General features: G+C 67.3%; 19 protein-coding genes. 5 read left to right on the forward strand and 14 right to left on the reverse strand.

Going from position 1 to position 20,532, the window contains the following annotated elements; all coding sequences use genetic code 11:
• Together BM297_RS16565 and BM297_RS22415 are read right to left on the reverse strand one after the other, a co-directional pair.
• The coding region (locus tag BM297_RS16565; RefSeq protein ID WP_139231074.1) for a transposase at positions 1-243 on the reverse strand (243 nt) is incomplete at its 3' end.
• Between the two features lie 159 nt (positions 244-402).
• Positions 403-648 (reverse strand): DUF7683 domain-containing protein, encoded by a 246-nt coding sequence (locus BM297_RS22415; RefSeq protein ID WP_092433528.1) that lies wholly within the window; start codon positions 646-648, stop codon positions 403-405.
• A gap of 312 nt (positions 649-960) precedes the next feature.
• Between BM297_RS22415 and BM297_RS21640 the strand changes: the two genes are divergently transcribed.
• Both BM297_RS21640 and BM297_RS16575 read left to right on the forward strand, forming a co-directional pair.
• Positions 961-1,179: a hypothetical protein gene (locus BM297_RS21640; RefSeq protein WP_139231075.1), complete on the forward strand. Its 219-nt coding sequence runs from the start codon at positions 961-963 to the stop codon at positions 1,177-1,179.
• A 321-nt stretch (positions 1,180-1,500) separates the two neighbouring features.
• Positions 1,501-2,637, forward strand: coding sequence for a glycerate kinase (locus BM297_RS16575; protein ID WP_092433530.1), 1,137 nt, complete (start codon positions 1,501-1,503; stop codon positions 2,635-2,637).
• A gap of 18 nt (positions 2,638-2,655) precedes the next feature.
• On the opposite strand, the gene BM297_RS16580 is transcribed toward BM297_RS16575, so the two are convergent.
• The 8 genes from BM297_RS16580 to BM297_RS16615 all read right to left on the reverse strand — a co-directional run bounded on the left by BM297_RS16580 (position 2,656) and on the right by BM297_RS16615 (position 10,431).
• Positions 2,656-3,117, reverse strand: a complete 462-nt coding sequence (locus BM297_RS16580; protein WP_092433532.1) for an Lrp/AsnC family transcriptional regulator — start codon at positions 3,115-3,117, stop codon at positions 2,656-2,658.
• 193 nt (positions 3,118-3,310) lie between these two features.
• Positions 3,311-4,000: an ABC transporter permease gene (locus tag BM297_RS16585; protein WP_092433534.1), complete on the reverse strand. Its 690-nt coding sequence runs from the start codon at positions 3,998-4,000 to the stop codon at positions 3,311-3,313.
• Positions 3,997-4,692 (reverse strand): ABC transporter permease, encoded by a 696-nt coding sequence (locus BM297_RS16590; protein ID WP_092433536.1) that lies wholly within the window; start codon positions 4,690-4,692, stop codon positions 3,997-3,999. The genes BM297_RS16585 and BM297_RS16590 overlap by 4 nt, the downstream gene beginning before the upstream one ends.
• 51 nt (positions 4,693-4,743) lie before the next feature.
• A complete protein-coding gene (locus BM297_RS16595) occupies positions 4,744-5,499 on the reverse strand; it encodes an ABC transporter substrate-binding protein (RefSeq protein WP_092433538.1) in 756 nt (251 codons plus the stop codon).
• A gap of 14 nt (positions 5,500-5,513) precedes the next feature.
• Complete coding sequence (locus BM297_RS16600; RefSeq protein ID WP_092433540.1) at positions 5,514-6,287, reverse strand: ABC transporter ATP-binding protein; 774 nt, start codon at positions 6,285-6,287, stop codon at positions 5,514-5,516.
• Positions 6,288-6,548: 261 nt separating this feature from the next.
• The gene (gene hglS / locus BM297_RS16605; protein ID WP_092433542.1) at positions 6,549-7,940 is read right to left on the reverse strand and encodes a 2-oxoadipate dioxygenase/decarboxylase HglS; all 1,392 of its coding nucleotides are present in this window, start codon (positions 7,938-7,940) and stop codon (positions 6,549-6,551) included.
• A 138-nt stretch (positions 7,941-8,078) separates the two neighbouring features.
• On the reverse strand, positions 8,079-9,329 hold the full coding sequence (locus BM297_RS16610) for a 2-aminoadipate transaminase (RefSeq protein WP_092433544.1): 1,251 nt from the start codon (positions 9,327-9,329) through the stop codon (positions 8,079-8,081).
• 211 nt (positions 9,330-9,540) lie between these two features.
• Positions 9,541-10,431 (reverse strand): LysR family transcriptional regulator, encoded by an 891-nt coding sequence (locus BM297_RS16615; protein WP_092433545.1) that lies wholly within the window; start codon positions 10,429-10,431, stop codon positions 9,541-9,543.
• Between the two features lie 141 nt (positions 10,432-10,572).
• On the opposite strand from BM297_RS16615, the gene amaB reads away from it, so the two are divergent.
• Complete coding sequence (gene amaB, locus BM297_RS16620) at positions 10,573-12,063, forward strand: L-piperidine-6-carboxylate dehydrogenase (RefSeq protein WP_092433547.1); 1,491 nt, start codon at positions 10,573-10,575, stop codon at positions 12,061-12,063.
• A gap of 94 nt (positions 12,064-12,157) precedes the next feature.
• Here the strand turns inward: amaB and BM297_RS16625 are convergent, their stop codons facing one another.
• Positions 12,158-13,717: a sigma-54-dependent transcriptional regulator gene (locus tag BM297_RS16625; RefSeq protein WP_092433549.1), complete on the reverse strand. Its 1,560-nt coding sequence runs from the start codon at positions 13,715-13,717 to the stop codon at positions 12,158-12,160.
• A gap of 275 nt (positions 13,718-13,992) precedes the next feature.
• Between BM297_RS16625 and BM297_RS16630 the strand changes: the two genes are divergently transcribed.
• Positions 13,993-15,186, forward strand: coding sequence for an amino acid aminotransferase (locus BM297_RS16630; protein WP_092433552.1), 1,194 nt, complete (start codon positions 13,993-13,995; stop codon positions 15,184-15,186).
• A gap of 182 nt (positions 15,187-15,368) precedes the next feature.
• Here the strand turns inward: BM297_RS16630 and BM297_RS16635 are convergent, their stop codons facing one another.
• The 3 genes from BM297_RS16635 to BM297_RS21895 all read right to left on the reverse strand — a co-directional run bounded on the left by BM297_RS16635 (position 15,369) and on the right by BM297_RS21895 (position 18,855).
• Positions 15,369-16,757, reverse strand: a complete 1,389-nt coding sequence (locus tag BM297_RS16635; RefSeq protein ID WP_092433554.1) for an amino acid permease — start codon at positions 16,755-16,757, stop codon at positions 15,369-15,371.
• 253 nt (positions 16,758-17,010) lie between these two features.
• Positions 17,011-18,471: a sodium-dependent transporter gene (locus BM297_RS16640; RefSeq protein WP_092433556.1), complete on the reverse strand. Its 1,461-nt coding sequence runs from the start codon at positions 18,469-18,471 to the stop codon at positions 17,011-17,013.
• A gap of 246 nt (positions 18,472-18,717) precedes the next feature.
• On the reverse strand, positions 18,718-18,855 hold the full coding sequence (locus tag BM297_RS21895) for a hypothetical protein (protein WP_175526678.1): 138 nt from the start codon (positions 18,853-18,855) through the stop codon (positions 18,718-18,720).
• Positions 18,856-19,063: 208 nt separating this feature from the next.
• Here BM297_RS21895 and BM297_RS16645 point away from each other — a divergent pair, with 208 nt between their 5' ends.
• The gene (locus BM297_RS16645) at positions 19,064-20,467 is read left to right on the forward strand and encodes an MATE family efflux transporter (protein WP_245768279.1); all 1,404 of its coding nucleotides are present in this window, start codon (positions 19,064-19,066) and stop codon (positions 20,465-20,467) included.
• Positions 20,468-20,532: the final 65 nt, after the last annotated feature.

The following is a 20,532-nucleotide window of genomic DNA, read 5'->3' on the forward strand; positions in this document are numbered from 1 at the left end:
CATCTTGCGGCTGCTGACGATGCCGCGGCTGTAGGCCAGCAGGACGATCTTCAGCAGCACCGCCGGATCGAAGGCCGGAGCGCCTTCGACATCGTTGCGGTAACGGGCGTGGAATTCGGAAAGGTCCAGTTCGTGGTCGACCAGATAGCACAGGGCGTGCTCGAAGCTGCCGGGCAGCAACTGCTTGTCGAAATCCACGGGGAGCAGTTTGAGTCCCTTGTGAACGGTCTTGAACCGAGGCATCGCCTCGCGCCTCCCTGCGAATGGATGGGTTGGAGGGTATCAGCCTCGGGGCGGGCCAGCAGCAGGTTTTTCTACAGCCTCAACGATTAAGCTAACGGGCAGGCAAGCGCGTAGCGTTTGACTGTCCAGCGAACGAAGTGAGCGGAGTTGAGCGCATTGTTATGCGGCCTCAGCCTCAATTAAGTAAGAAACATTATTGAAATCCCATCCATGTGGATTGACGATGTGCCTGCTGAGGAATGGAAGCCTCTCTAGGGTTATAGGCCAGCAATCGTACATAGGGTCGCCAACTTCCAGCTGGAACTCAGCCTGAAAGGCCTCAAGATCAAAGTCATGAATCGGCAGTGCCCAGAGCTCATGCTCGCTTGAGTTGCTGTAGGCTCTGATGGCTCGCCTGATAGCCATAGCGGGGGGCTTCCTTGGCCGTATAACGTTTGGTTAAGGGGCGGACAAAAGCGCAGCTTTTGGACGTCCCGAGTGAGCGAAGCGAACGACTTGAACCATTAGTTAGAGCGCGAGGTTTCAAGGTAAAGCCACGCTCTGTGGGCTGAAAGTGGAATTAATATTAGTTCAGTGAGTAGTGGGTATGAGGTTGAAAAGAGAAGATTGAGGCCTTCGACCTTAAGCGCTGTGATGCTGAAAAATAAAATAGGGGTATATATCGCAAGGGCAGCAAGTGGTGCGTATTTTTTGTAAATGTACGCGACTGGAAAAGCTATGATTGATGCGGCAAGCGAAATCAGAATAAAATTTAGCGCGACTGATGAAAGTAAGATGCCTGTCATTGAGTTGTTGGGGTTTGCTGGGATTAAATCCGTCAATGGCATGACAGCAAATTTTGAAAATCCGCCGAAAAATGCTATGGCGAAAAATGGTATTAGTAAAAATTTTATCAATGTAACTGCGGCGCGCACGAATTTTCTCCTTGTGCTCTAACTATAAATAGACACCAACTGGTGCATAACACCCCGAACGGGACTGGTGGATAAAATTCAAGGACGCGCAAGCCAGACCGCTCTGGAATGCAGTTTTCGGAGGTAGCCTGGGGTGAGTTGGCGGTTATACACCATGGCAGCAAGTCCTTTTGCGAAAGATGTTTGGCAGGCGTCGAGGGTAGCGCGGTGTACCGTGGAAAAACAACCGGGAGTGTGCACGCAATCCCGGCGTTTCGGGTTAAATGGCCTGGCCGGTTACGACCGCCCCGCCTGCCTTTCGGGGTAGGTTTGCCTCAACCCAGCAGCCCGAGAGCAGGTCCGCATGAAAATCGTCATCGCCCCCGATTCGTTCAAGGAAAGCCTGTCCGCCGCCGAGGTGGCCGCGGCCATTGCCGCCGGGTTGCGCGAGGTCTGGCCGCAGGCCGAGCTGCTCTGCCGGCTGATGGCCGACGGCGGCGAAGGCACGGTGGTGGCGCTGGTCGCCGCGACCGGGGGCGAGTACCGGGAGACGGTGGTGCGCGACCCACTCGGCGAGCCAGTGGCGGCCACTTGGGGCTGGATCGCCGAAAGCCGCAGCGCGGTGATCGAGATGGCCGCCGCCAGCGGCCTGCATCTGGTGGCGGCGGAGCGGCGCGATGCGCTGCGCGCCTGCACCTGGGGCACTGGCGAGCTGATCCGCGCCGCGCTGGATGCCGGCGCCGAGCGGATCGTCCTCGGTTTCGGCGGCAGCGCCACCAACGATGCCGGCAGCGGCATGCTGCGCGCCCTCGGCGCACGTTTAGAGGATGCCGAGGGCCGACCGTTGGCGTGCGGCGGCGCGGCGCTGGCGCAGCTGGCGCGCATTGACCTGAGCGGCCTCGATCCACGCCTGGCGCAGGTGGACTTCGAGGTGGCCTGCGACGTCGACAACCCGCTGTGCGGGCCGCACGGCGCCGCGCAGGTGTTCGGCCCGCAGAAGGGAGCGACGCCGGAGCAGGTGCGCCAGCTCGACGCCGCCCTCGGCCACTTCGCCGACGTCTGCGCGCAAACTCTCGGCCGCGACGGGCGCGATCTGCCCGGCTGCGGCGCGGCCGGCGGTATCGGCTTCGCCGCGCGGACCTTCCTGGCGGCGACCTTCCGCCCCGGCATCGAGCTGGTCGCCGAGGTCAGCGGGCTGGAGCAGGCGGTGATCGGCGCCGATCTGGTGATCACCGGCGAGGGACGGCTCGACCTGCAGACCCTGCACGGCAAGACACCGATGGGTGTGGCGAGCATCGCCAAGCGCCACGGCGTGCCGGTGGTCGCGCTGGCCGGGATGCTCGGCGAGGGCTACCAGCAGCTCTACGGGCACGGCATCGACGCCGCCTTCAGTCTGGCGCCCGGTCCGATCAGCCTGGCCGACGCCCTCGCCGACGCGCCGCGCCTGCTGCGCCAGCGCGCCGTGGACATCGCCCGGCTCTGGCAGCTGGCGAAGGGTTGAGTGAGGCGCGGCGTAGCGCTACAGCCGCCCGCCGCGATCGAGCTTGCAGGACAGGATGATCGAGGTGTTGGTCTTCTCCACGCCGTCCACCGCACTGATCTCGTCGAGCAGCTGGTCCAGCCGCTCGGGGGTCTCCGCATGCAGCCAGGCGACGAAGTCGAACTCGCCGCTCACCGTGCACAGCTGCTGCACCTCGGGCATGTTGCTCAGCCGGCGCAGCACCTCCTTGCCCGAGCGCGGCTGCAGGGTGATGCCGACGTAGGCCTGCAGGCCGCCCTCCAGCACGCGCTGGCTCAGGCGCACGCCGTAGCCGGTGATGACCTTGCCCTTCTCCAGGCGCGCCAGGCGCGAGATCACCGTGGTGCGGGCGATGCCGAGCCGGCGCGCGAGCATGGCCACGCTCTCGCGGGCATCGACCTGCAGGGCGGCGATCAGCTGACGATCGATATCGTCGAGACGGATGGTGGAAAGTTCGGACATCAGCGGATTACCGGCGACTGCAAAGTCGCCATCGTAGCAAAACAAACCACCGGCCCCGGAAGGGCCCGACCTGCGCAAAGTGCCTGCCGCTGCCCCGGAGCCGGTGATAGAAAAACCCGGCCACCTTGCGGCAGCCGGGCATAAGGGCATCGCTCCCCGTAGCAGACGATGCCTGGCACCAAACGGGTCCTGCTCAGCGCCCCTGGCAGGCGTCGACCCGCAGACGCTTTTCCAGCAGGCGGAACAGGCGCACCAGGGCGTAGGCGGCCAGCAGGTAGAACACCCCGGCCATCAGGAAGATCTCCACCGGCTGGTAGGTGCGGGCGATGATGGTGCGCGACATGCCGGTCAGCTCCAGCAGGGTGATGGTGCTGGCCAGGGCGCTGGCCTTGAGCATCAGGATCACCTCGTTGCTGTAGGCCGGCAGGGCGATGCGCGCCGCACGCGGCAGGATGATGTGCAGCAGCGCCTGCCAGCGCGACATGCCCAGCGCCCGCGCCGCCTCGATCTCGCCATGCGGGATGGCCTGGATGGCGCCGCGCAGGATCTCGGCGATGTAGGCCGCGGTGTGCAGGGTCATGGTGATCACCGCGCACCAGTAGGGATCGCGCAGTACCGGCCACAGCGCGCTCTGGCGGACCGCCTCGAACTGCGCCATGCCGTAGTAGACCAGGAACAGCTGCACCAGCAGCGGCGTGCCGCGGAAGAAGAAGATGTAGCCATAGGGCAGCGCGCGCACCCAGGCCAGCCGCGAGCTGCGCATCACGCCCAGCGGGATCGCCAGGATCAGCCCGGCCAGCACGGCGATGCCCACCAGTTCCAGGGTCAGCCAGGCGCCTTCGAGCAGGCGCGGCGTCCACTTGATCATCAATTCCCAGTTCATGCGTAGGATCTCCGGAAGCCGCGCGCGGCGCGCTTCTCCATCAGCGCCAGGCTGCCCATGGCGACTACGGTCAGGCACAGGTAGATGCAGGCCGCCGCCAGGTAGAAGGTGAACGGCTGCTTGCTGGCGGTCACGGCGATCTGCGAGTGACGCATGATTTCCTCCAGGCCGATCACCGAGATCAGCGCGGTGTCCTTCATCAGGATCATGAACAGGTTGCCCAGCCCCGGCAGGGCGAGGCGCCACATCTGCGGCAGGATCAGGCGCCAGAGGATGGTCACCTTGCCGAGGCCGAGGGCCTGACCGGCCTCGCAGTGGCCCTTGGGAATCGACAGGATGGCGCCGCGGAACACCTCCGTGGCGTAGGCGCCGAAGCACAGGCCCAGCGCCAGCACGCCGGCGGCGAACGGGCTCAGTTCCAGACTGTGCATGCCCAGCGCATCAGCCAGGGCGCGCATCAGGTTGACGCTGCCGAAGTAGATCAGCAGCACCCAGAGCAGCTCCGGCACGCCGCGCACCAGGGTCGAGTAGCTCGAGCCCAGCCACTGCAGCGCTCCGTACTTCGAGGTCTTGGCCAGCGCGCCGAGCAGGCCCAGCACCAGCCCTACCGCCAGCGACGCCAGCGCCAACTGGATGGTGATCCAGGTGCCCGCCAGCAGGGCGGGCCCAAAACCGTGCAAATCGAGAAACATGTTGGTCACCCTCGCCGGCCAGTGCGCCCGGCCGCAGCCGGGCGCCGCCCGTCACTTGATGCTGAACGGGAAGTACTTGTCGTTGATCTGCTGGTAGGTGCCGTCGGCAACCATGGCCTGCAGCGCGACATTCAGCCTCTCGCGCAGGGCGTCGTCGCCCTTGCGCAGGGCGATGCCGATCTTGTCGTTGTCGTACACCGGCTCGCCCTTGAACTCGAAGCCCTGACCAGGCTCGCTCTTCAGCCATTCCCAGTTGACCAGCTTGTCGGCCAGCACGCCGTCGACGCGGCCGGCGGCCAGGTCGAGGTAGGCGTTTTCCTGGGTGTCGTAGAGCTTCACCTTCACCACGTCGCCGAGGTTGTCCTCCAGCCAGGTGCCGGCGATGGTGGCACGCTGCGCGCCGATCACCTTGCCCTTGAGGCTGGCTTCGTCGGTCTTGAAGGTGTCCGACTTGGGTGCGATGAACTGCAGCTTGTTGGTGTAGTAGGCGTCGGTGAAGTCCACCGCCTGCTTGCGCTCGTCGGTGATCGACATGGAGGCGGCGATGAAGTCGAACTTCTTGGCGTTCAACGCCGGGATGATGCCGTCCCAGTCGGAGGTGACCACTTCGCACTCGACCTGCATCTTGGCGCACAAGGCGTTGGCGATATCCACGTCGAAGCCGCCGACCTTGCCGCGGGCATCGACCAGGTTGAAGGGCGGGTAGGCGCCTTCGGTACCGACCCGCAGCTTGTCGGCGGCGTCGGCCTGGCCGGCGAGGCCGAGGACGCTGGCGGCAATGAGCAGCACTTTCTTGTAGTTATGCATGTGAATTGCTCCGATCAGTGATTGCTGGACATGAACTGCTGGCAACGCGCGGACTGCGGGTTGTCGAAGACCTGATCCGGGGTGCCCTGCTCCTCGACGCGGCCCTGGTGGAGGAACACCACCTCGCTGGACACCTGGCGGGCGAAGTTCATCTCGTGGGTGACCAGCAGCATGGTGCGGCCCTCCTCGGCCAGCGCGCGGATCACGTTGAGGACTTCCTGGACCATCTCCGGGTCGAGGGCCGAGGTCGGCTCGTCGAACAGGATGACCTTGGGCTCCATGCACAGGGTGCGGGCGATGGCCGCGCGCTGCTGCTGGCCGCCGGACAGCTGGGTGGGATAGACGTGGCGCTTGTCGGCGATGCCGACCTTGGCCAGCAGCGCCTCGGCGCGCTCGGTGGCCTCGGCCCGGGACAGCCCCAGCACGCGGCGCGGCGCCTCGATGATGTTGTCGAGCACGCTCATGTGCGGCCACAGGTTGAAGTTCTGGAACACGAAGCCCAGCTCGCTGCGCAGGCGGTTGATCTGCTTGTTGTCGGCGGCGACCAGGTGCCCCTCGCGGGCGGTCTTCAGCTTGAGCTGCTCGCCGGCGACGTGGATCTCGCCCTTGCAGGGGTTCTCAAGCAGATTGATGCAACGCAGGAAGGTCGACTTGCCGGAGCCGGAGGAGCCGAGGATGGAGATCACGTCGCCATCGCGGGCGGTCAGCGAGATGCCCTTGAGTACCTCGAGATCGCCGTAGCGCTTGTGCAGGTCGCGGACTTCCAGAGCGGGGGCGGATGCTTGCATGGCTACACCTTTGTTGTTCTTGTCCTCGCGTCAGGCCGCAGTGATCCGGCTGGCGAGTTAGGCATTGGTTACAACCCGATGAAAGCAACTCCGCGGACGCCGTTCAAACGAAAAGAACGACGCTTTCCATTCCAAAATCTACTGACCAAGCCACCCCGCGTTGTTGATCTGAAAACAAAAATCCCCGGCGCTCGGGCAACCGGGGATGAGGAAAAGTTGTACGACAGGCAATATCGCCCGTCGTCAGTGCTGTGGCGGCGCTCAGGCCAGTCGGGGCAGCCCGAGCTCCTGCGCACAGGCCTCCAGCGAGGCCTGCTGGGTGCGGGCATACAGCGCCATCTCATCGAGCACCGGGCGGCCGAGGGCGCGCTCGAACTCGGCGCGGTTGGCCGACTGGTCGTAGGCGTCGCGGCGGCTGTCGCCCAGGTTGGACTGGAAGATGCCCGCCGCACTGACCGGCAGGAAGTCCTCGTAGAGCTGCGGCTGCCAGCGCAGCAGGCCGGCCGCCAGCAGCGCCTCGCGGTCACCCGCCAGGCAGATCTCGTGACGGGCCGCCCGACCGGCCTCGGTCACCTGGTAACGGCCGTAGACCAGGCCCTCGCGGCGCAGCACCTCAAGGTCGTCGGGGAAGTCGGCGAAACACTGGCGCAGGGCCTCGGCGTAGGCCTGGGGGTATTCGGCCGCCGGCACGGCGCGGCAGCGCTCGCGGGTGGCGCCGAGCAGCTGGTCGTACAGCGCGCGACCCTTGGCGGTCAGCGCCGCGCCGCGCTGCTCGATCTCGCCGAAGCGCGCGCTGTGCCAGCCCGGCGTGCCGCAGGCGAACTGCACCGCCTCGTCGAGCGCCTTGAAGCTGGTCTGGCGCAGCAGGATCGGGCAGCGCCGCGGCGGCGGCCCTTCCACCAGTTCCTTGGCATGCATGCCGCGTTCGGGCATGCCGGCCTGCACCGCGTCGATGTCCAGGGTGCAGGGCGTCAGGTGGTTGATGTGCGGCCCCTGGAAGGCCACCACGTCGGCGATCAGCCGGTGCTGCGCCTGCAACTGGTGGTAGACCTCGGCGCTGACCCGCGCCTGGCGGTGCCAGCGGAAGGTCTGCAGCGCCTCGCGGATGAACACCCCCGCCTGCTCCGCGGTCAGCCCGCCGGCGCGCTCGAACTGCTCGATCATTGCCAGAGCCGGCGCGGTGAAGATCTCCCGGCCGGCGAGGATCTGTGCCGCCTGCTGGCGCAGTGCCGGGTCGTCGATCAGCTCCAGGCGCAGCAGCGAGGTGAACACGCGGAACGGGCTGCGCTTGAGCGACGCCTCGTCGACCGCGCGGAACGCGGTGGCATGCACCGGCACGCCGGCACAGGCCAGGTCGTAGTAGCTCACCGGCTGCATGCCCATCACCGCGAACAGGCGCGCCATGGTCGCCAGCTCCTGCGCGCTGCCCAGGCGGATGGCGCCGTGGCGCTCCTCCTCGAGACGCTGCAGGTCACCGTTGGCGCGCATCGCTTCGGCCAGCGGCGGGTTGTCGCCCAGCGCCCGGCGATTGACCCGGCCGACCAGGTCGAGCAGCTCGCCGTACAGCGGCACCTCGCTCTGGTACATCGCCGACATGGCCAGGGAGAAACGCGCGCGGATCTCGTCCGGGCTGACAAAGGCGTTCTGGTTCATCGCACTGCACTCCTCACGGTGCCCGCCGCTGGCAGGCTGCTCGGTGGCTCGGGAAATCGGCCCTTGATTTCATTCTGCTGAGGACTGATCCACCGCTCAAACGACAATTTCTCTGCACTTGATTCCCGAAAGGAATCCTCAGAGGCTCGCCTGCAGGCTACGGCGGAAGATCGCCATGCCCGCATCGAGGATCTCTTCCTCGGCGGTCAGCGGCGCCAGCAGGCGGATGATGTGGCGGTACTTGCCGCTCGGCATCAGCAGCAGGCCGGCCTCGCGGGCGGCGGCCAGCAGGCGGGCGAGGCGTTCGCTGCCCGGCCCGCCGTCGACTGCGCGCAGCTCGATGCCGCGCATGGCACCGACCCCGGTCAGGCGCGCCAGCGCCGGGGCCAGCTCGCTGTCCTGCCAGGCCTGGTAGTGGCGCAGGATGCACTGCTCCTGGCGCTCGCCCCAGGTCGCCAGGTTGGCGTCGTTCATCAGCTCGAGGCTGGCCAATGCCGCCGCGCAGGCCAGCGGGTTGCCGGAATAGGTGCCGCCCAGGCCGCCCTTGGGCAGCGCATCGAGCAGGTGCTGGCGGCCGACCACCGCGCCCAGCGGCAGGCCGCCGGCGATGCTCTTGCCGAGCAGCAGCAGGTCCGGCTCGATGCCGAGGCGCGAGAAGGCGAAGCGCTGGCCGGTGCGGCCGAAGCCGGACTGGATCTCGTCGACGATCAGCAGGATGCCGCGCTCGTCGCAGAAGCACCGCAGGTACTGGGCGAAGCCGGCGTCGAGCGCCTGGAAGCCGCCCTCGCCCTGCACCGCCTCGAGGATGAAGCAGCCGACTTCCTCGACGTCGATCTCCACGCTGAACAGGCGCTCCATCGCCGCGCGGGCGACCTCGACGCTGACGCCGTTGTCCACGCTCGGGTACGGCAGGTGGTACACCGGGCCGGGCAGGCTGCCGACCTTCTGCTTGTAGGGCGCGACCTTGCCGTTGAGATTGAGCGCGGCCAGGGTGCGGCCGTGGAAGCCGCCGTCGAAGGCGATCACCGCACTGCGACCGGTGGCGGCGCGGACGATCTTCAGCGCGTTCTCGGTGGCCTCGGCGCCGCTGTTGGTGAGCATGCCGGACAGTGGGTAGGACACCGGCACGAAGCGCGCCAGGGCCGCCAGCAACTGACTGTAACCCTCGTGGGGCAGCGCGTTGAACGCCGAGTGGGTCAGCCGTCCGGCCTGCTCGCGCACCGCCTCGACGATGCGCGGATGGCAATGGCCGAGGTTGAGCACGCCGATGCCGCCGACGAAGTCGATGTAGCGCTTGCCCTGGGTATCCCAGACCTCGGCGTTGCGGCCGTGGCTGAGGCTGATCGGGTGGACGATGGCCAGGGACTGGCTGACGTGGGTCGCTTGCATGGCGCGCTGCTCCGCGAGGGGGTTTGGGTGCGCTTCATGAAATCGACAATGGATGTCGGCCGGCAAACGAAAAAAAATCGCCGACCCATTCCTTTTTTTCCTGTCCTGCAGGATCTGCCGTAGGGTGGGAAACGACCGCGGGTCTTTTCCACCGCCCTGCTCACCGGTGGAAAACGCTGGCGCGGTTTTCCACCCTACGGTTAACCGCGGCTCAACCCGCCTCCAGCTGGCCGTGAATCCACTGCACGAAGGCGCGGATCTTCGGTACGTCGGCGGCGTGTTCGGCGTAGGCCATGAAGTGCTTGCCGCCACTGGGCAGCTCGTGGTCCCAGGCGATCACCAGCTTGCCGTCGTTGAGTTCGTCCTCGACCAGGAAGCGCGGCACCAGCGCCACGCCGCAGCCGGACTGCGCCGCGCGGATGCACATGTAGAAGGTCTCGAAGCGCGGCCCGTGGTAGCTGTGGCTGCTCTGCAGCCCCTGGCTGTGGAACCAGTCGTGCCAGGCCTCCGGGCGCGAGACGCACTGCAGCAGCACCTGCTCGCCCAGTTGTTCGGCGCTGGCGATGCCGCCGGCGCACAGGTCCGGCGCGCACACCGGCACCATGGTCTCGCCGAACAGCTCGATGCACTCGGCCCCCGGCCAGGTGCCCTGACCGAAGAAGAACACCACGTCGGCCTTGCCCTGCAGCAGGTCGAACGGCTCCAGCACGTTGTGCAGGTCGAGATGGATGTTGGGGTTGGCGGCGCCGAAGCCCTTGAGGTGGGGAATCAGCCAGCGCGCGCCGAAGGTCGGCTGGGTCGCCACCTTGAGCACCTCGGTATTGCCGCCATAGGAGAGTATGTAGTGGGTGGACATCTCCACCTGCTTGAGGATCTTGTTGACCTCGGTCAGGTACAGCGCGCCGGCCGGGGTCAGCTGCAAGCGGCGGCGGATGCGGCGGAACAGCAGGTGTTGGAGCATGTCCTCCAGCTGGGCGACCTGCTTGCTCACCGCGCTCTGCGTCAGGTGCAGTTCCTCGGCGGCGCGGGTGAAGCTCAGGTGGCGCGCGACGGCCTCGAAGCACTGCAGCGCGGTCATGGATGGCATCAGGCGTTTGGACATGGCGTTCTCGGCGGCCGGGGCTGGCCAAGCATGAATTCAAGGAATGACATAACAAAAAACGCTCGCTTGTGAGCGCGCAACATGCGGATTAATACTGGCTGGGAGGCCAAATTTAAATCAACCCCGCGACAGGAGCCATCCATGGTCGACCAACTTCTCAGCCGTCTGGGTGTCAGCGCCCAGGCCGCCAGCCAAGGCGCCCACGTCATCCACAGCCCCATCGACGGCAGCCGCATCGGCGCCGTGGCGCTGGAGCCGGCCAGCAGCGTGCCGGCGAAGATTGCCGCCGCCCAGCAGGCCTTCGAGGCCTGGCGCAGCGTGCCGGCCCCGCGTCGCGGCGAACTGGTGCGCCTGTTCGGCGAAGTCCTGCGCGCCCACAAGGCCGACCTGGCCGAGCTGGTGTCCTGGGAAGCCGGCAAGATCACCCAGGAAGGCCTGGGCGAAGTGCAGGAAATGATCGACATCTGCGACTTCGCCGTCGGCCTGTCGCGCCAGCTGTACGGCCTGACCATCGCCTCCGAGCGCCCCGGCCACCACATGCGCGAGAGCTGGCACCCGCTGGGCGTGGTCAGCGTGATCAGCGCCTTCAACTTCCCGGTCGCCGTGTGGGCGTGGAACGCCACCCTGGCGCTGGTCTGCGGCAATGCCGTGCTGTGGAAGCCGTCGGAGAAGACCCCGCTGACCGCCCTCGCCTGCCAGGCGCTGTTCGAGAAAGCGCTGAAAGCCTTCGGCGATGCGCCGGCCGGCCTCAGCCAGCTGATCGTCGGCGACCGCGACGCCGGCGAAGCCCTGGTCGCCGACCCGCGCGTGGTGCTGGTCAGCGCCACCGGCAGCACCCGCATGGGCCGCGAAGTCGCCCCGCGCGTCGCCGCCCGCTTCGGCCGCTGCATCCTCGAACTGGGCGGCAACAACGCGATGATCCTGGCGCCCAGCGCCGACCTGGACATGGCTGTGCGCGCCATCCTGTTCAGCGCCGTCGGCACCGCCGGCCAGCGCTGCACCACCCTGCGCCGCCTGATCGCCCACGAGTCGGTCAAGGACGAGATCGTCAGTCGCCTGAAGGCCGCCTACGCCAAGGTGCGCGTCGGTCACCCGCTGCAGGGCAACCTGGTCGGCCCGCTGATCGACAGGCAGGCCTTCGAGTCCATGCAGAACGCGCTGATCAAGGCCCGCGACGAGGGTGGCCAGGTGTTCGGTGGCGAGCGTCAGCTGGCCGACGTTTATGCGGACGCCTACTACGTCACCCCGGCACTGGTGGAGATGCCCGGCCAGACCGAGGTGGTGCGCCACGAGACCTTCGCGCCGATCCTCTACGTGCTGAGCTACCGCGACTTCGACGAGGCGCTGCGCCTCAACAACGAAGTGCCGCAGGGCCTGTCCTCGTGCATCTTCACCACCGACGTGCGCGAGGCGGAAGCCTTCCAGAGCGCGGCCGGCAGCGACTGCGGCATCGCCAACGTCAACATCGGCCCGAGTGGCGCCGAGATCGGCGGCGCCTTCGGTGGCGAGAAGGAAACCGGCGGCGGTCGCGAGTCGGGCTCAGATTCCTGGAAGGCCTACATGCGCCGGCAGACCAACACCGTCAACTACTCGCGCGAACTGCCGCTGGCCCAGGGCATCGTGTTCGATTGATCGCGCAACACCGGCCACGCCGCGCCATGCCTCCCCACATGGCGCGGCGTGGCCGTTCTGCAAGACTTTCCCGCCTTCCCCTTCCCCTTCCCGCTTACCCCTTCTCCCCACCGATCCCGTACATGCGCAGCTTGTTGGCGATGGTGGTGTGCGACACGCCCAGGCGCTTGCCCAGCAGGCGGCTGCTCGGGTGCTCGCGGTAGAGGGTTTCCAGCACCACCTTCTCGAAGCGGCCGACGATCTGCTCGAGGCCGCCGTCGAGGCTGAAGGCGCCCAGCGGCTGCGGCGCGTCGTAGTCCGGCAGGCGGATCTGTTCGGGCTTGATCAGCTTGCCGTCGGACAGCGACACCGCCTGGAACAGCACGTTCTCCAGCTGGCGCACGTTGCCCGGCCATTGATAGTGGCGCAGACGCTCCAGCGCGCGCGGGGCGAGCTGCGGCAGCGGGCAGCCGATCTGCCGGCTGGCCTGGTCGATGAAGTGCACCACCAGCGCATCCAGGCCGTCCAGGCATTCGCGCAGCGGCGGGATGTGCAGCGACAGCACGTTGAGGCGGTGGTAGAGGTCGCGGCGGAATTCGCCGCGGGCGCACAGCTCGGAGAGGTCCTGCTGGGTCGAGCAGATCACCCGCACGTCGAGATGCACCTCCTCGTCGCTGCCGACCCGGCGGAAGCCGCCATCCTGCAGAAAGCGCAGCAGCTTGCCCTGCAGGCGCGGGCTCATCTCGCCGACGCTGTCGAGGAACAGGGTGCCGCCGGCGGTGAGCTCCAGCAGGCCCAGCTTGCCCTCCGGGCGGGCGCCCTCGAAGGCGCCGGGACCGTAGCCGAACAGCTCGGTCTCGGCCATCGACTCGGGCAGGCCGGCGCAGTTGAGCGCCATGAACGGCGCCTTGCCGCGCGGGCTGGCCAGGTGACAGGCGCGCGCCAGCAGCTCCTTGCCGGTGCCGGTCTCGCCCTCGATCAGCAGCGGCGCATCCAGCGGCGCCATGCGCCGCGCCTCGCGGACCACGGCGGCCAATACCTTGGAACTCTGGAAGATGCTGTCGAAGCCGCGCAGCTCCTGGCGACGCACGTTGTAGATGTGCTCGCCGATGCGGTCGGCGCGCTGCAGGGTGAGCACCGCGCCGGCCAGCGCCTCGCTCTCCTCGCCCTCGCTCTGCAGCGGGGCGATGTCGGCGAGGTACACGTCGCCCTTGACCTTGACCCGCAGACCGTTGATCCGCGCCTTGTTGGCGCGCACCAGCGCCGGCAGGTCGAAGTCTTCGGCGTAGCGCGACAGGGCGATGCCCGGCACCTCGTCGACGCGCACGCCGAGCAACTGGGCGGCGGCGCGGTTGGCGGCGACGATCTGCCCGGCCATGTCCACCGACAGCACCGGAAACTCCAGGGCGCCGAGCAGGGCGTTGAGTTCGAGGGCGCGCCGCTCGCTGGGCATCAGGCCGACGCGCTGCACGCTGAACACGCCGGGAATCGCCTCGAAGCGCGGACGCAGGGACTGCAGCTGCAGGTTGAACAGGTTGGGGCAGTTCAGATAGATGGCGTTGCCCTGCTCGCCGCCCACCTCGCCACGGGCGACGTTGACCCCGTAGTCGACCAGCAGGTTGAGCATGTCGCGCAGGATGCCCACGCGATTCTGACAGTGAACCTTGAGACGCATGAAAGTGCCCGTCTTGTGCTTGTTGTCGGGTCGTAAACGCCTGGCGGCGCATTCTTGCGTCAAGAATATGTGACGAATCCGCGCTGCGGAAGAGCATCGAAGCCGCTATCGAGCGGCGCTGTGCGGCTATTCGTAACGAAAGCATTACAGGAACGCCGGGGCGGCTGCGTCCGCCTGCCGCAGGTTGGGCTGCAGGCGGCCGGCCGCTGGGGTATCCATGGCGCTCGACAGCCGCATGACAAGGCGACCCCGCTCGCCACCGCAGAGGAATCTCCATGAGTCACTTCCAGCCCGTCGCCCGCGTCCCCGGCGACCCGATTCTCGGTCTGATGGACGCCTTCCGCGCCGATCCCAGCCCGGCCAAGCTCGACCTCGGCGTCGGCGTGTACAAGGACGCCCAGGGCCGCACGCCGATCATGGCGGCGGTCAAGCACGCCGAGCAGCGCCTGCTGGCCAGCGAAACCACCAAGAGCTACACCAGCGGCCACGGCGATGCTGCGTTCGGCGAGCAGCTGCTGCAACTGGTGCTCGGCCAGGATTCGCCGCTGCTGGCCGGCCAGCGTGCCGGCACCACGCAGACCCCGGGCGGCACCGGCGCCCTGCGCCTGACCGCGGACTTCCTCAGCCACTGCCTGCCGGGGCGCGGCATCTGGCTGAGCGACCCGACCTGGCCGATCCACGAGACCATCTTCGCCGAGGCCGGCCTCAAGGTCGGCCACTACCCCTACGTCGGCGCAGACAACCGCCTCGACGTCGAAGCCATGCTCGCCGCCCTGGAGCGCGTGCCGAGCGGCGACGTGGTGCTGCTGCACGCCTGCTGCCACAACCCGACCGGCTTCGACCTGTCGCACGACGACTGGCGCCAGGTGCTCGACGTGGTGCGCCGCCGCGAGCTGCTGCCGCTGATCGACTTCGCCTACCAGGGCTTCGGCGACGGCCTGGGCGACGACGCCTGGGCGGTGCGCCTGTTCGCCGCCGAACTGCCGGAGCTGCTGATCACCAGCTCCTGCTCGAAGAACTTCGGCCTGTACCGCGAGCGCACCGGCGCGCTGATCGTCTGCGCCGACAGCCACGACAAGCTGCTCGACGTGCGCAGCCAGCTGGCCTCGCTGGCGCGCAACCTGTGGTCGACCCCCCCGGCCCACGGCGCCGCGGTGGTCGCCACCATCCTGGGCGACGCCGCGCTGCGCGCCGAGTGGCAGGCCGAGCTGGACCTGATGCGCGGACGCGTGCTGCGCCTGCGTCAGGGACTGGTCGAGGCGCTGCAGCCGTTCGGCCTGGCCGAGCGCTTCGCCCACATCGCCGTGCAGCGCGGCATGTTCTCCTACACCGGCCTGACGCCCGAGCAGGTGCGCCGCCTGCGCGACGAGTCCAGCGTGTACATGGTCGGCAGCGGCCGCGCCAACGTCGCCGGCCTCGACGAGCAGCGCCTGGGCGAGCTGGCCGCGGCCATCGCCAGGGTCTGCTGACGCCCGCCAACGGACAGGGCGATCATCCCATGCCTTGCTACTGGCAGCGGGCGGCTCCCTCTCCCGCCGGCGGGAGAGGGCTGGGGTGAGGGTGGACGTGCCACGCCGCCAGGCCCTCCCCCCCCAGCCCCTCTCCCGGAACCGGGAGAGGGGAGACAAGCGCCCCGCTTTCCCCCCCTCGTTCAGCGCCGCGCCGCCAGCGCGAGCTTCAGGCGATAGCCGATCCAGATCAGCAGCAGCCAGCCCGGGATCGCGTAGACCGACAGGTTGATCCCCGGGATCTGCAGCATCACCACCAGGATCAGCGCCACGAAAGCCAGGCACAGGTAGTTGGCGAACGGATACCAGAACGCCGGGAACCCCGGCTGCACACCTTCGCGCACCTTGCTGGCACGGAACTTGAGGTGCGAATAGCTGATCATCGCCCAGTTGATCACCAGCGCCGACACCGCCAGCGACATCAGCAGCTCCAGCGCGCCGGTGGGCAGCAGATAGTTGATCAGCACACCGAACAGGGTGATCAGCGCCGACAGGCCGATGGCCAGCACCGGCACGCCGCGCTTGTTCAGGCGCAGGAACACCCGTGGGGCATCGCCCTGCTCGGCCAGGCCGTAGAGCATGCGGCTGTTGCAGTAGACCCCGCTGTTGTAGACCGATAGCGCGGCGGTGAGCACCACGAAGTTGAGGATGTGCGCCGCCGCATCGCTGCCGAGCAGCGAGAATATCTGCACGAACGGGCTGCTGCTGTAGGGGTCGCCGGCGGCGTTGAGGGTCTGCAGCAACTGGTCCCAGGGATACAGGCAGAGCAGCACGCTGAGCGCGCCGACGTAGAAGATCAGGATGCGGTAGACCACCTGGTTGATCGCCTTGGGGATCACCTTGCGCGGCTCGGCCGCCTCGGCGGCAGTGATGCCGACCAGCTCCAGGCCGCCGAAGGAAAACATGATGAAGGCCAGCGCCATCACCAGGCCGCTCACCCCCTGGGGGAAGAAGCCGCCGTGCGCCCACAGGTTGCTGACCTGCGCCTGCTCGCCGCCCGCGCCGCTGACCAGCAGGTACACGCCGAGGACGATCATGCCGACGATGGCCACCACCTTGACGATAGCGAACCAGAACTCGGCCTCGCCGAACAGCTTCACGTGGGCCAGGTTGATCGCGTTGATCAGCACGAAGAACGCCGCCGCGGTGGCCCAGGTCGGCACCTCGGGCCACCAGAACTGGATGTATTTGCCCACCGCGGTCAGCTCGGCCATGCCCACCAGGATGTACAGCACCCAGTAGTTCCAGCCGGACAGAAAGCCGGCGTAGCTGCCCCAGTACTTGTGGGCGAAGTGGCTGAACGAGCCGGCCACCGGCTCCTCGACGATCATCTCGCCGAGCTGACGCATGATCAGGAAGGCGATGAAGCCGGCAATGGCATAGCCGAGGATCATCGACGGACCGGCGGTTTTCAGCACCCCGGCCGAGCCGAGGAACAGGCCGGTACCGATGGCGCCGCCCAGGGCGATCAGCTGGATATGGCGGTTCTTCAGGCTGCGCCGGAGTTCGCCCGGGTGCAGGTGGATATCCATGGTCGGTATGGCCCTCTGGAATGGAAGATCGACGCCGCGGCAGCCTCGTGAGCCGGCGGGCAGGAGTGTTTCGCGTCGGGTAGCGGTGCGCCAGCGCCAGCGCCAGCTGGCAACAAGCATGGCCGAGCGCGGCCGCTTTCACACGGCCGGCGCGCGACGGCCCGGCGCAAGGGGCGCGCAGTATAGCGGCGGCGCCAGATGGACAGAACCCGGCGCGAGGCCGGGTTCCGGGGTACAGCGGGCGGTTGGTGACTCAGTGCACGGCGAACTCCAGGCGCACGCGCGGAGCGAGCACCTCGCCGAGGATGGCCAGCATGCCGATGGCACCGGCGATCCAGTACCAGCCGGCCAGCGGGTCGAAGCCCAGCCAGCCGAGGGCGTTGAGGAACACCACGAGGATCAGCACCGGGCTGACGTAGCGGACCATGAACAGCCACAGGGCATAGCCGGCGGTCGGCAGCTTGAGCTCGTCGCGCATGATGTCGCTGCGCAGGCAGTAGCCCACCAGGATGACCATGAGGATGCCGCCCAGGGGCATCATCCAGCGCGAGGTGACGTAGTCGAGGATGTCGAAGAAGTTCATGCCGAACAGCTTCCACTCGGCGCCGACGTTGAACGACAGCATGGCCAGCATGCTGATGGCGATCAGCACCACGCCGGAGGCGATGGACGCCTTGACCCGACTGACGCCGTGTTTCTCGTTGAGGTAGGCGACGGTCGCCTCGATCATCGAGATGGCCGAGGTCAGCGCCGCCACCGAGACCATGGCGAAGAACAGCACGCCGAAGACGGTGCCGAACGGCATCTGCTGGAAGGCCAGCGGCAGGCTCATGAAGATCAGTCCGGGACCGGCGCCCGGGCTCATGCCGTTGGCGAAGATCACCGGGAAGATCGCCAGACCGGCGAGCAACGCCACGCAGGTGTCGGCGATGGCGACGACGAAGGTGGTGCGGGCGATCGACTGGCCGTCCGGCAGGTAGGAGCCGTAGGTGAGGATCGCGCCCGAGGCCAGGCTGAGGGTGAAGAAGGCATGGCCAAGGGCGGCCAGGAAGGCTTCGCCGGTGACCTTGCTGGCATCGAAGGTGAACAGGAACTCGAAGCCCTGGCTGAAGCCGCCGCTGGTCAGCGCGTAGCCGACCAGGATCAGCAGCATCACCGCCAGGCCCGGCATCATCCAGCGTACCGAGCGCTCGACGCCGGCCTGCACTCCCTTGCCGACGATCCACAGGGTCACCAGGGCGACCACGATGCTCCAGCTGCCGAGCAGCCAGGGGCTGGTGTTGTGCGCCTCGAACACGCCGGCCAGCGCGTCGACGCTGGTGGCGGCCAGGGAGCCGTCGACCATCTTCCACGTGTAGGCGAAGGCCCAGCCGGCCACCACCACGTAGAAACAGAGGATCAGGAAGCCGCACAGCATGGCCATGCCGCCGACCGCCTTCCACAGCGGATTGCCGTTGTTCTCCCTGACCACCCGGGCGATGGCGTCCAGCGGGCTGCCGCGGCCACGACGGCCGAGGGCGATCTCGGCCATCATCACCGGGATGCCGATGGCGAGGATGCAGCCCAGGTACATCAGCACGAAAGCACCACCGCCGTATTCGCCGGTGATGTAGGGGAATTTCCAGATATTGCCCAAGCCCACAGCGGAGCCGGTTGCAGCGAGGATGAAGCCCCAGCGGGACTGCCAGAGGTTCTTCGGTTTTTCACGGGTCATACGTCACCTGGTTTGTTCTTGTCTGTGACGGAAAATCACCCACCGTGCTTGTGGCGCGGCGGAGTCTGCAAGGCGGTTCACCTTAGGTTCATGGCGCGGCGGGCTGCACCTCCAGTCGAGAGGCACGCGACCCCGATGGCTTTGCAGCGCGCAACGAGCGCCAGGATGCGTGGGTACGCAAGGGGGTCACAGTCGAAGCGGTGGCCATTGTACACCGACCAAAACGCTCGGAAATGGTGGCCAGACTCATGCGCCGAGCACGCGGTAGGCCAGGTAGGGCAACGAACCGGCGATACCTGCTGTGGTCGACGCGCGGTACTCGACGATCTCGAAGCCGTCGGTGCGGATGGGGCTGTGCTGTTCGATCTTGCTCTGGGCGTTCATGGCGCCTCCACCTTGTTGTTGTGCGCAAGCCGCTGGCGCGGCCTGGATGGCTGCATATCACCCGGTGTCGCCCTTCTGAACAAGCCGCCTGCCCCTCCCGGAGTCCCCCGCAGGCCGGCGCAAGTGGCACGTTTTCATTACAGCGGCTACGGAGGTACGCCACGTCACACATCCAGCGTCAATACCGTAACGAATTTGTTACAACCGAATGCCCGAGCGCGCGGCCGGCCATGCCTGCGGCTTCTGCGGTAAACTGCCCGGCCCCTCGCCTGAGACCCGCCTGCCCATGCTCGAGCGCCAGCGCCTGCGCCAGATCCTCGTCCTCGGCCTGCCGATCATCGGCGGCATGCTCAGCCAGAGCCTGATCAATCTGGTGGACGCGGCCATGGTCGGGCACCTGGGCGAGATCGCCCTGGCCGGGGTGGGCATCGGCAGCTATGCGAACTTCATGGCCATCGCCCTGGTCATGGGCCTCGGCTCCGGAGTGCAGGCGCTGGTGGCGCGCCGACGTGGCGAGGGACGCCTGGATCAGGAGGCCACCCCGCTCAACGCCGGCCTGCTGCTGGCCCTGCTGGTCGGCCTGCCGCTGGGGCTGCTCTGCTGGTGGGCGGCGCCCTGGATCATCGGCCTGCTGGCCTCGGACCCCGAGGTCGCGGCCGTCGGCGAGGATTACTTCCAGTGGCGGGTGCTGGCGGTGTGCGCGGTGGGGCTGAACTTCTCCTTCCGCGGCTTCTGGAACGGCAGCCATCGCTCGGGCATGTACCTGCGCATCCTGCTCGGCATGCACCTGTGCAATGCCGCCCTCAGCTACTGCCTGATCCACGGCCTGTTCGGCCTGCCGGAGATGGGCGCGGAAGGCTCGGGACTGGGCACCTGCATCGCCCTCTACCTGGGCTCGCTGGTCTACCTGGTGCAGACCTGGCGGGTCGCCCGCCAAGGCGGCTTCCTGCGCCGCCGGCCGCCGGCCATCGAGTTCCGGGTGCTGCTGCGCCTGGCGCTGCCCAACTCGCTGCACCAGTTCCTGTTCGCCACCGGCATCACCCTGCTGTTCTGGATCATCGCCCAGGTCGGCACCGCCGAACTGGCGGTGGCCCATGTGCTGATCAACCTGACCCTGCTGCTGATCCTGCCGGCCATCGGCCTGGGCATGGCGGCGACCACCCTGGTCAGCCACAGCCTCGGCGAGGGCGACGTCGACGCCGCCCACCGCTGGGGCTGGGAAGTGGTGCGCATCGCCGCTCTCGGGCTGGCCCTGCTGGGCGTGCCGTTCTGGCTGTTTCCGGCCGAGATCCTCGGCCTGTTCGTCAACGACCCCGCGCTGATCGAGCTGGGCACCCTGCCGCTGCGCCTGACCGGACTGGGCATGGTGCTGGATGCCGGTACCCTGGTGCTGACCCAGGCACTGCTCGGCGCCGGCGCCAGCCGCACGGTGATGGCGATCAGCCTGGGCAACCAGTGGCTGGTGCTGCTGCCGCTGACCTACCTGATCGGACCGGTGCTGGGTTACGGTCTGCTGGCGATCTGGAGCCTGTACATCCTGCAGCGCGGAATCATTTCGGCGATCTTTGCCCTGATGTGGCAGCGGCGCGGCTGGGCGCGGATCGAGCTATAGCCGCCCGCCACTTGCGCAGTCGCCGCCCACAGACGACGCTTGTAAAGACCAGGCTGGTGACAGCC

The organism is Geopseudomonas sagittaria (genome assembly GCF_900115715.1).
Lineage (GTDB): Bacteria > Pseudomonadota > Gammaproteobacteria > Pseudomonadales > Pseudomonadaceae > Geopseudomonas > Geopseudomonas sagittaria.

Bases quoted from the DNA above. Each gene is read 5' to 3' on its own strand.
- hglS (WP_092433542.1), bottom strand. From the start codon at position 7,940: ATGAACCAGAACGCCTTTGTCAGCCCGGACGAGATCCGCGCGCGTTTC.
- BM297_RS21895 (WP_175526678.1), bottom strand. From the start codon at position 18,855: ATGAACGCCCAGAGCAAGATCGAACAGCACAGCCCCATCCGCACCGAC.
- BM297_RS16625 (WP_092433549.1), bottom strand. From the start codon at position 13,717: ATGCGTCTCAAGGTTCACTGTCAGAATCGCGTGGGCATCCTGCGCGAC.
- BM297_RS16635 (WP_092433554.1), bottom strand. From the start codon at position 16,757: ATGGATATCCACCTGCACCCGGGCGAACTCCGGCGCAGCCTGAAGAAC.
- BM297_RS22415 (WP_092433528.1), bottom strand. From the start codon at position 648: ATGGCTATCAGGCGAGCCATCAGAGCCTACAGCAACTCAAGCGAGCAT.
- BM297_RS16640 (WP_092433556.1), bottom strand. From the start codon at position 18,471: ATGACCCGTGAAAAACCGAAGAACCTCTGGCAGTCCCGCTGGGGCTTC.
- BM297_RS16615 (WP_092433545.1), bottom strand. From the start codon at position 10,431: ATGTCCAAACGCCTGATGCCATCCATGACCGCGCTGCAGTGCTTCGAG.
- BM297_RS16610 (WP_092433544.1), bottom strand. From the start codon at position 9,329: ATGCAAGCGACCCACGTCAGCCAGTCCCTGGCCATCGTCCACCCGATC.
- BM297_RS21640 (WP_139231075.1), top strand. From the start codon at position 961: ATGATTGATGCGGCAAGCGAAATCAGAATAAAATTTAGCGCGACTGAT.
- BM297_RS16580 (WP_092433532.1), bottom strand. From the start codon at position 3,117: ATGTCCGAACTTTCCACCATCCGTCTCGACGATATCGATCGTCAGCTG.
- BM297_RS16630 (WP_092433552.1), top strand. From the start codon at position 13,993: ATGAGTCACTTCCAGCCCGTCGCCCGCGTCCCCGGCGACCCGATTCTC.
- BM297_RS16645 (WP_245768279.1), top strand. From the start codon at position 19,064: ATGCCCGAGCGCGCGGCCGGCCATGCCTGCGGCTTCTGCGGTAAACTG.
- BM297_RS16595 (WP_092433538.1), bottom strand. From the start codon at position 5,499: ATGCATAACTACAAGAAAGTGCTGCTCATTGCCGCCAGCGTCCTCGGC.
- amaB (WP_092433547.1), top strand. From the start codon at position 10,573: ATGGTCGACCAACTTCTCAGCCGTCTGGGTGTCAGCGCCCAGGCCGCC.
- BM297_RS16575 (WP_092433530.1), top strand. From the start codon at position 1,501: ATGAAAATCGTCATCGCCCCCGATTCGTTCAAGGAAAGCCTGTCCGCC.
- BM297_RS16600 (WP_092433540.1), bottom strand. From the start codon at position 6,287: ATGCAAGCATCCGCCCCCGCTCTGGAAGTCCGCGACCTGCACAAGCGC.
- BM297_RS16590 (WP_092433536.1), bottom strand. From the start codon at position 4,692: ATGTTTCTCGATTTGCACGGTTTTGGGCCCGCCCTGCTGGCGGGCACC.
- BM297_RS16585 (WP_092433534.1), bottom strand. From the start codon at position 4,000: ATGAACTGGGAATTGATGATCAAGTGGACGCCGCGCCTGCTCGAAGGC.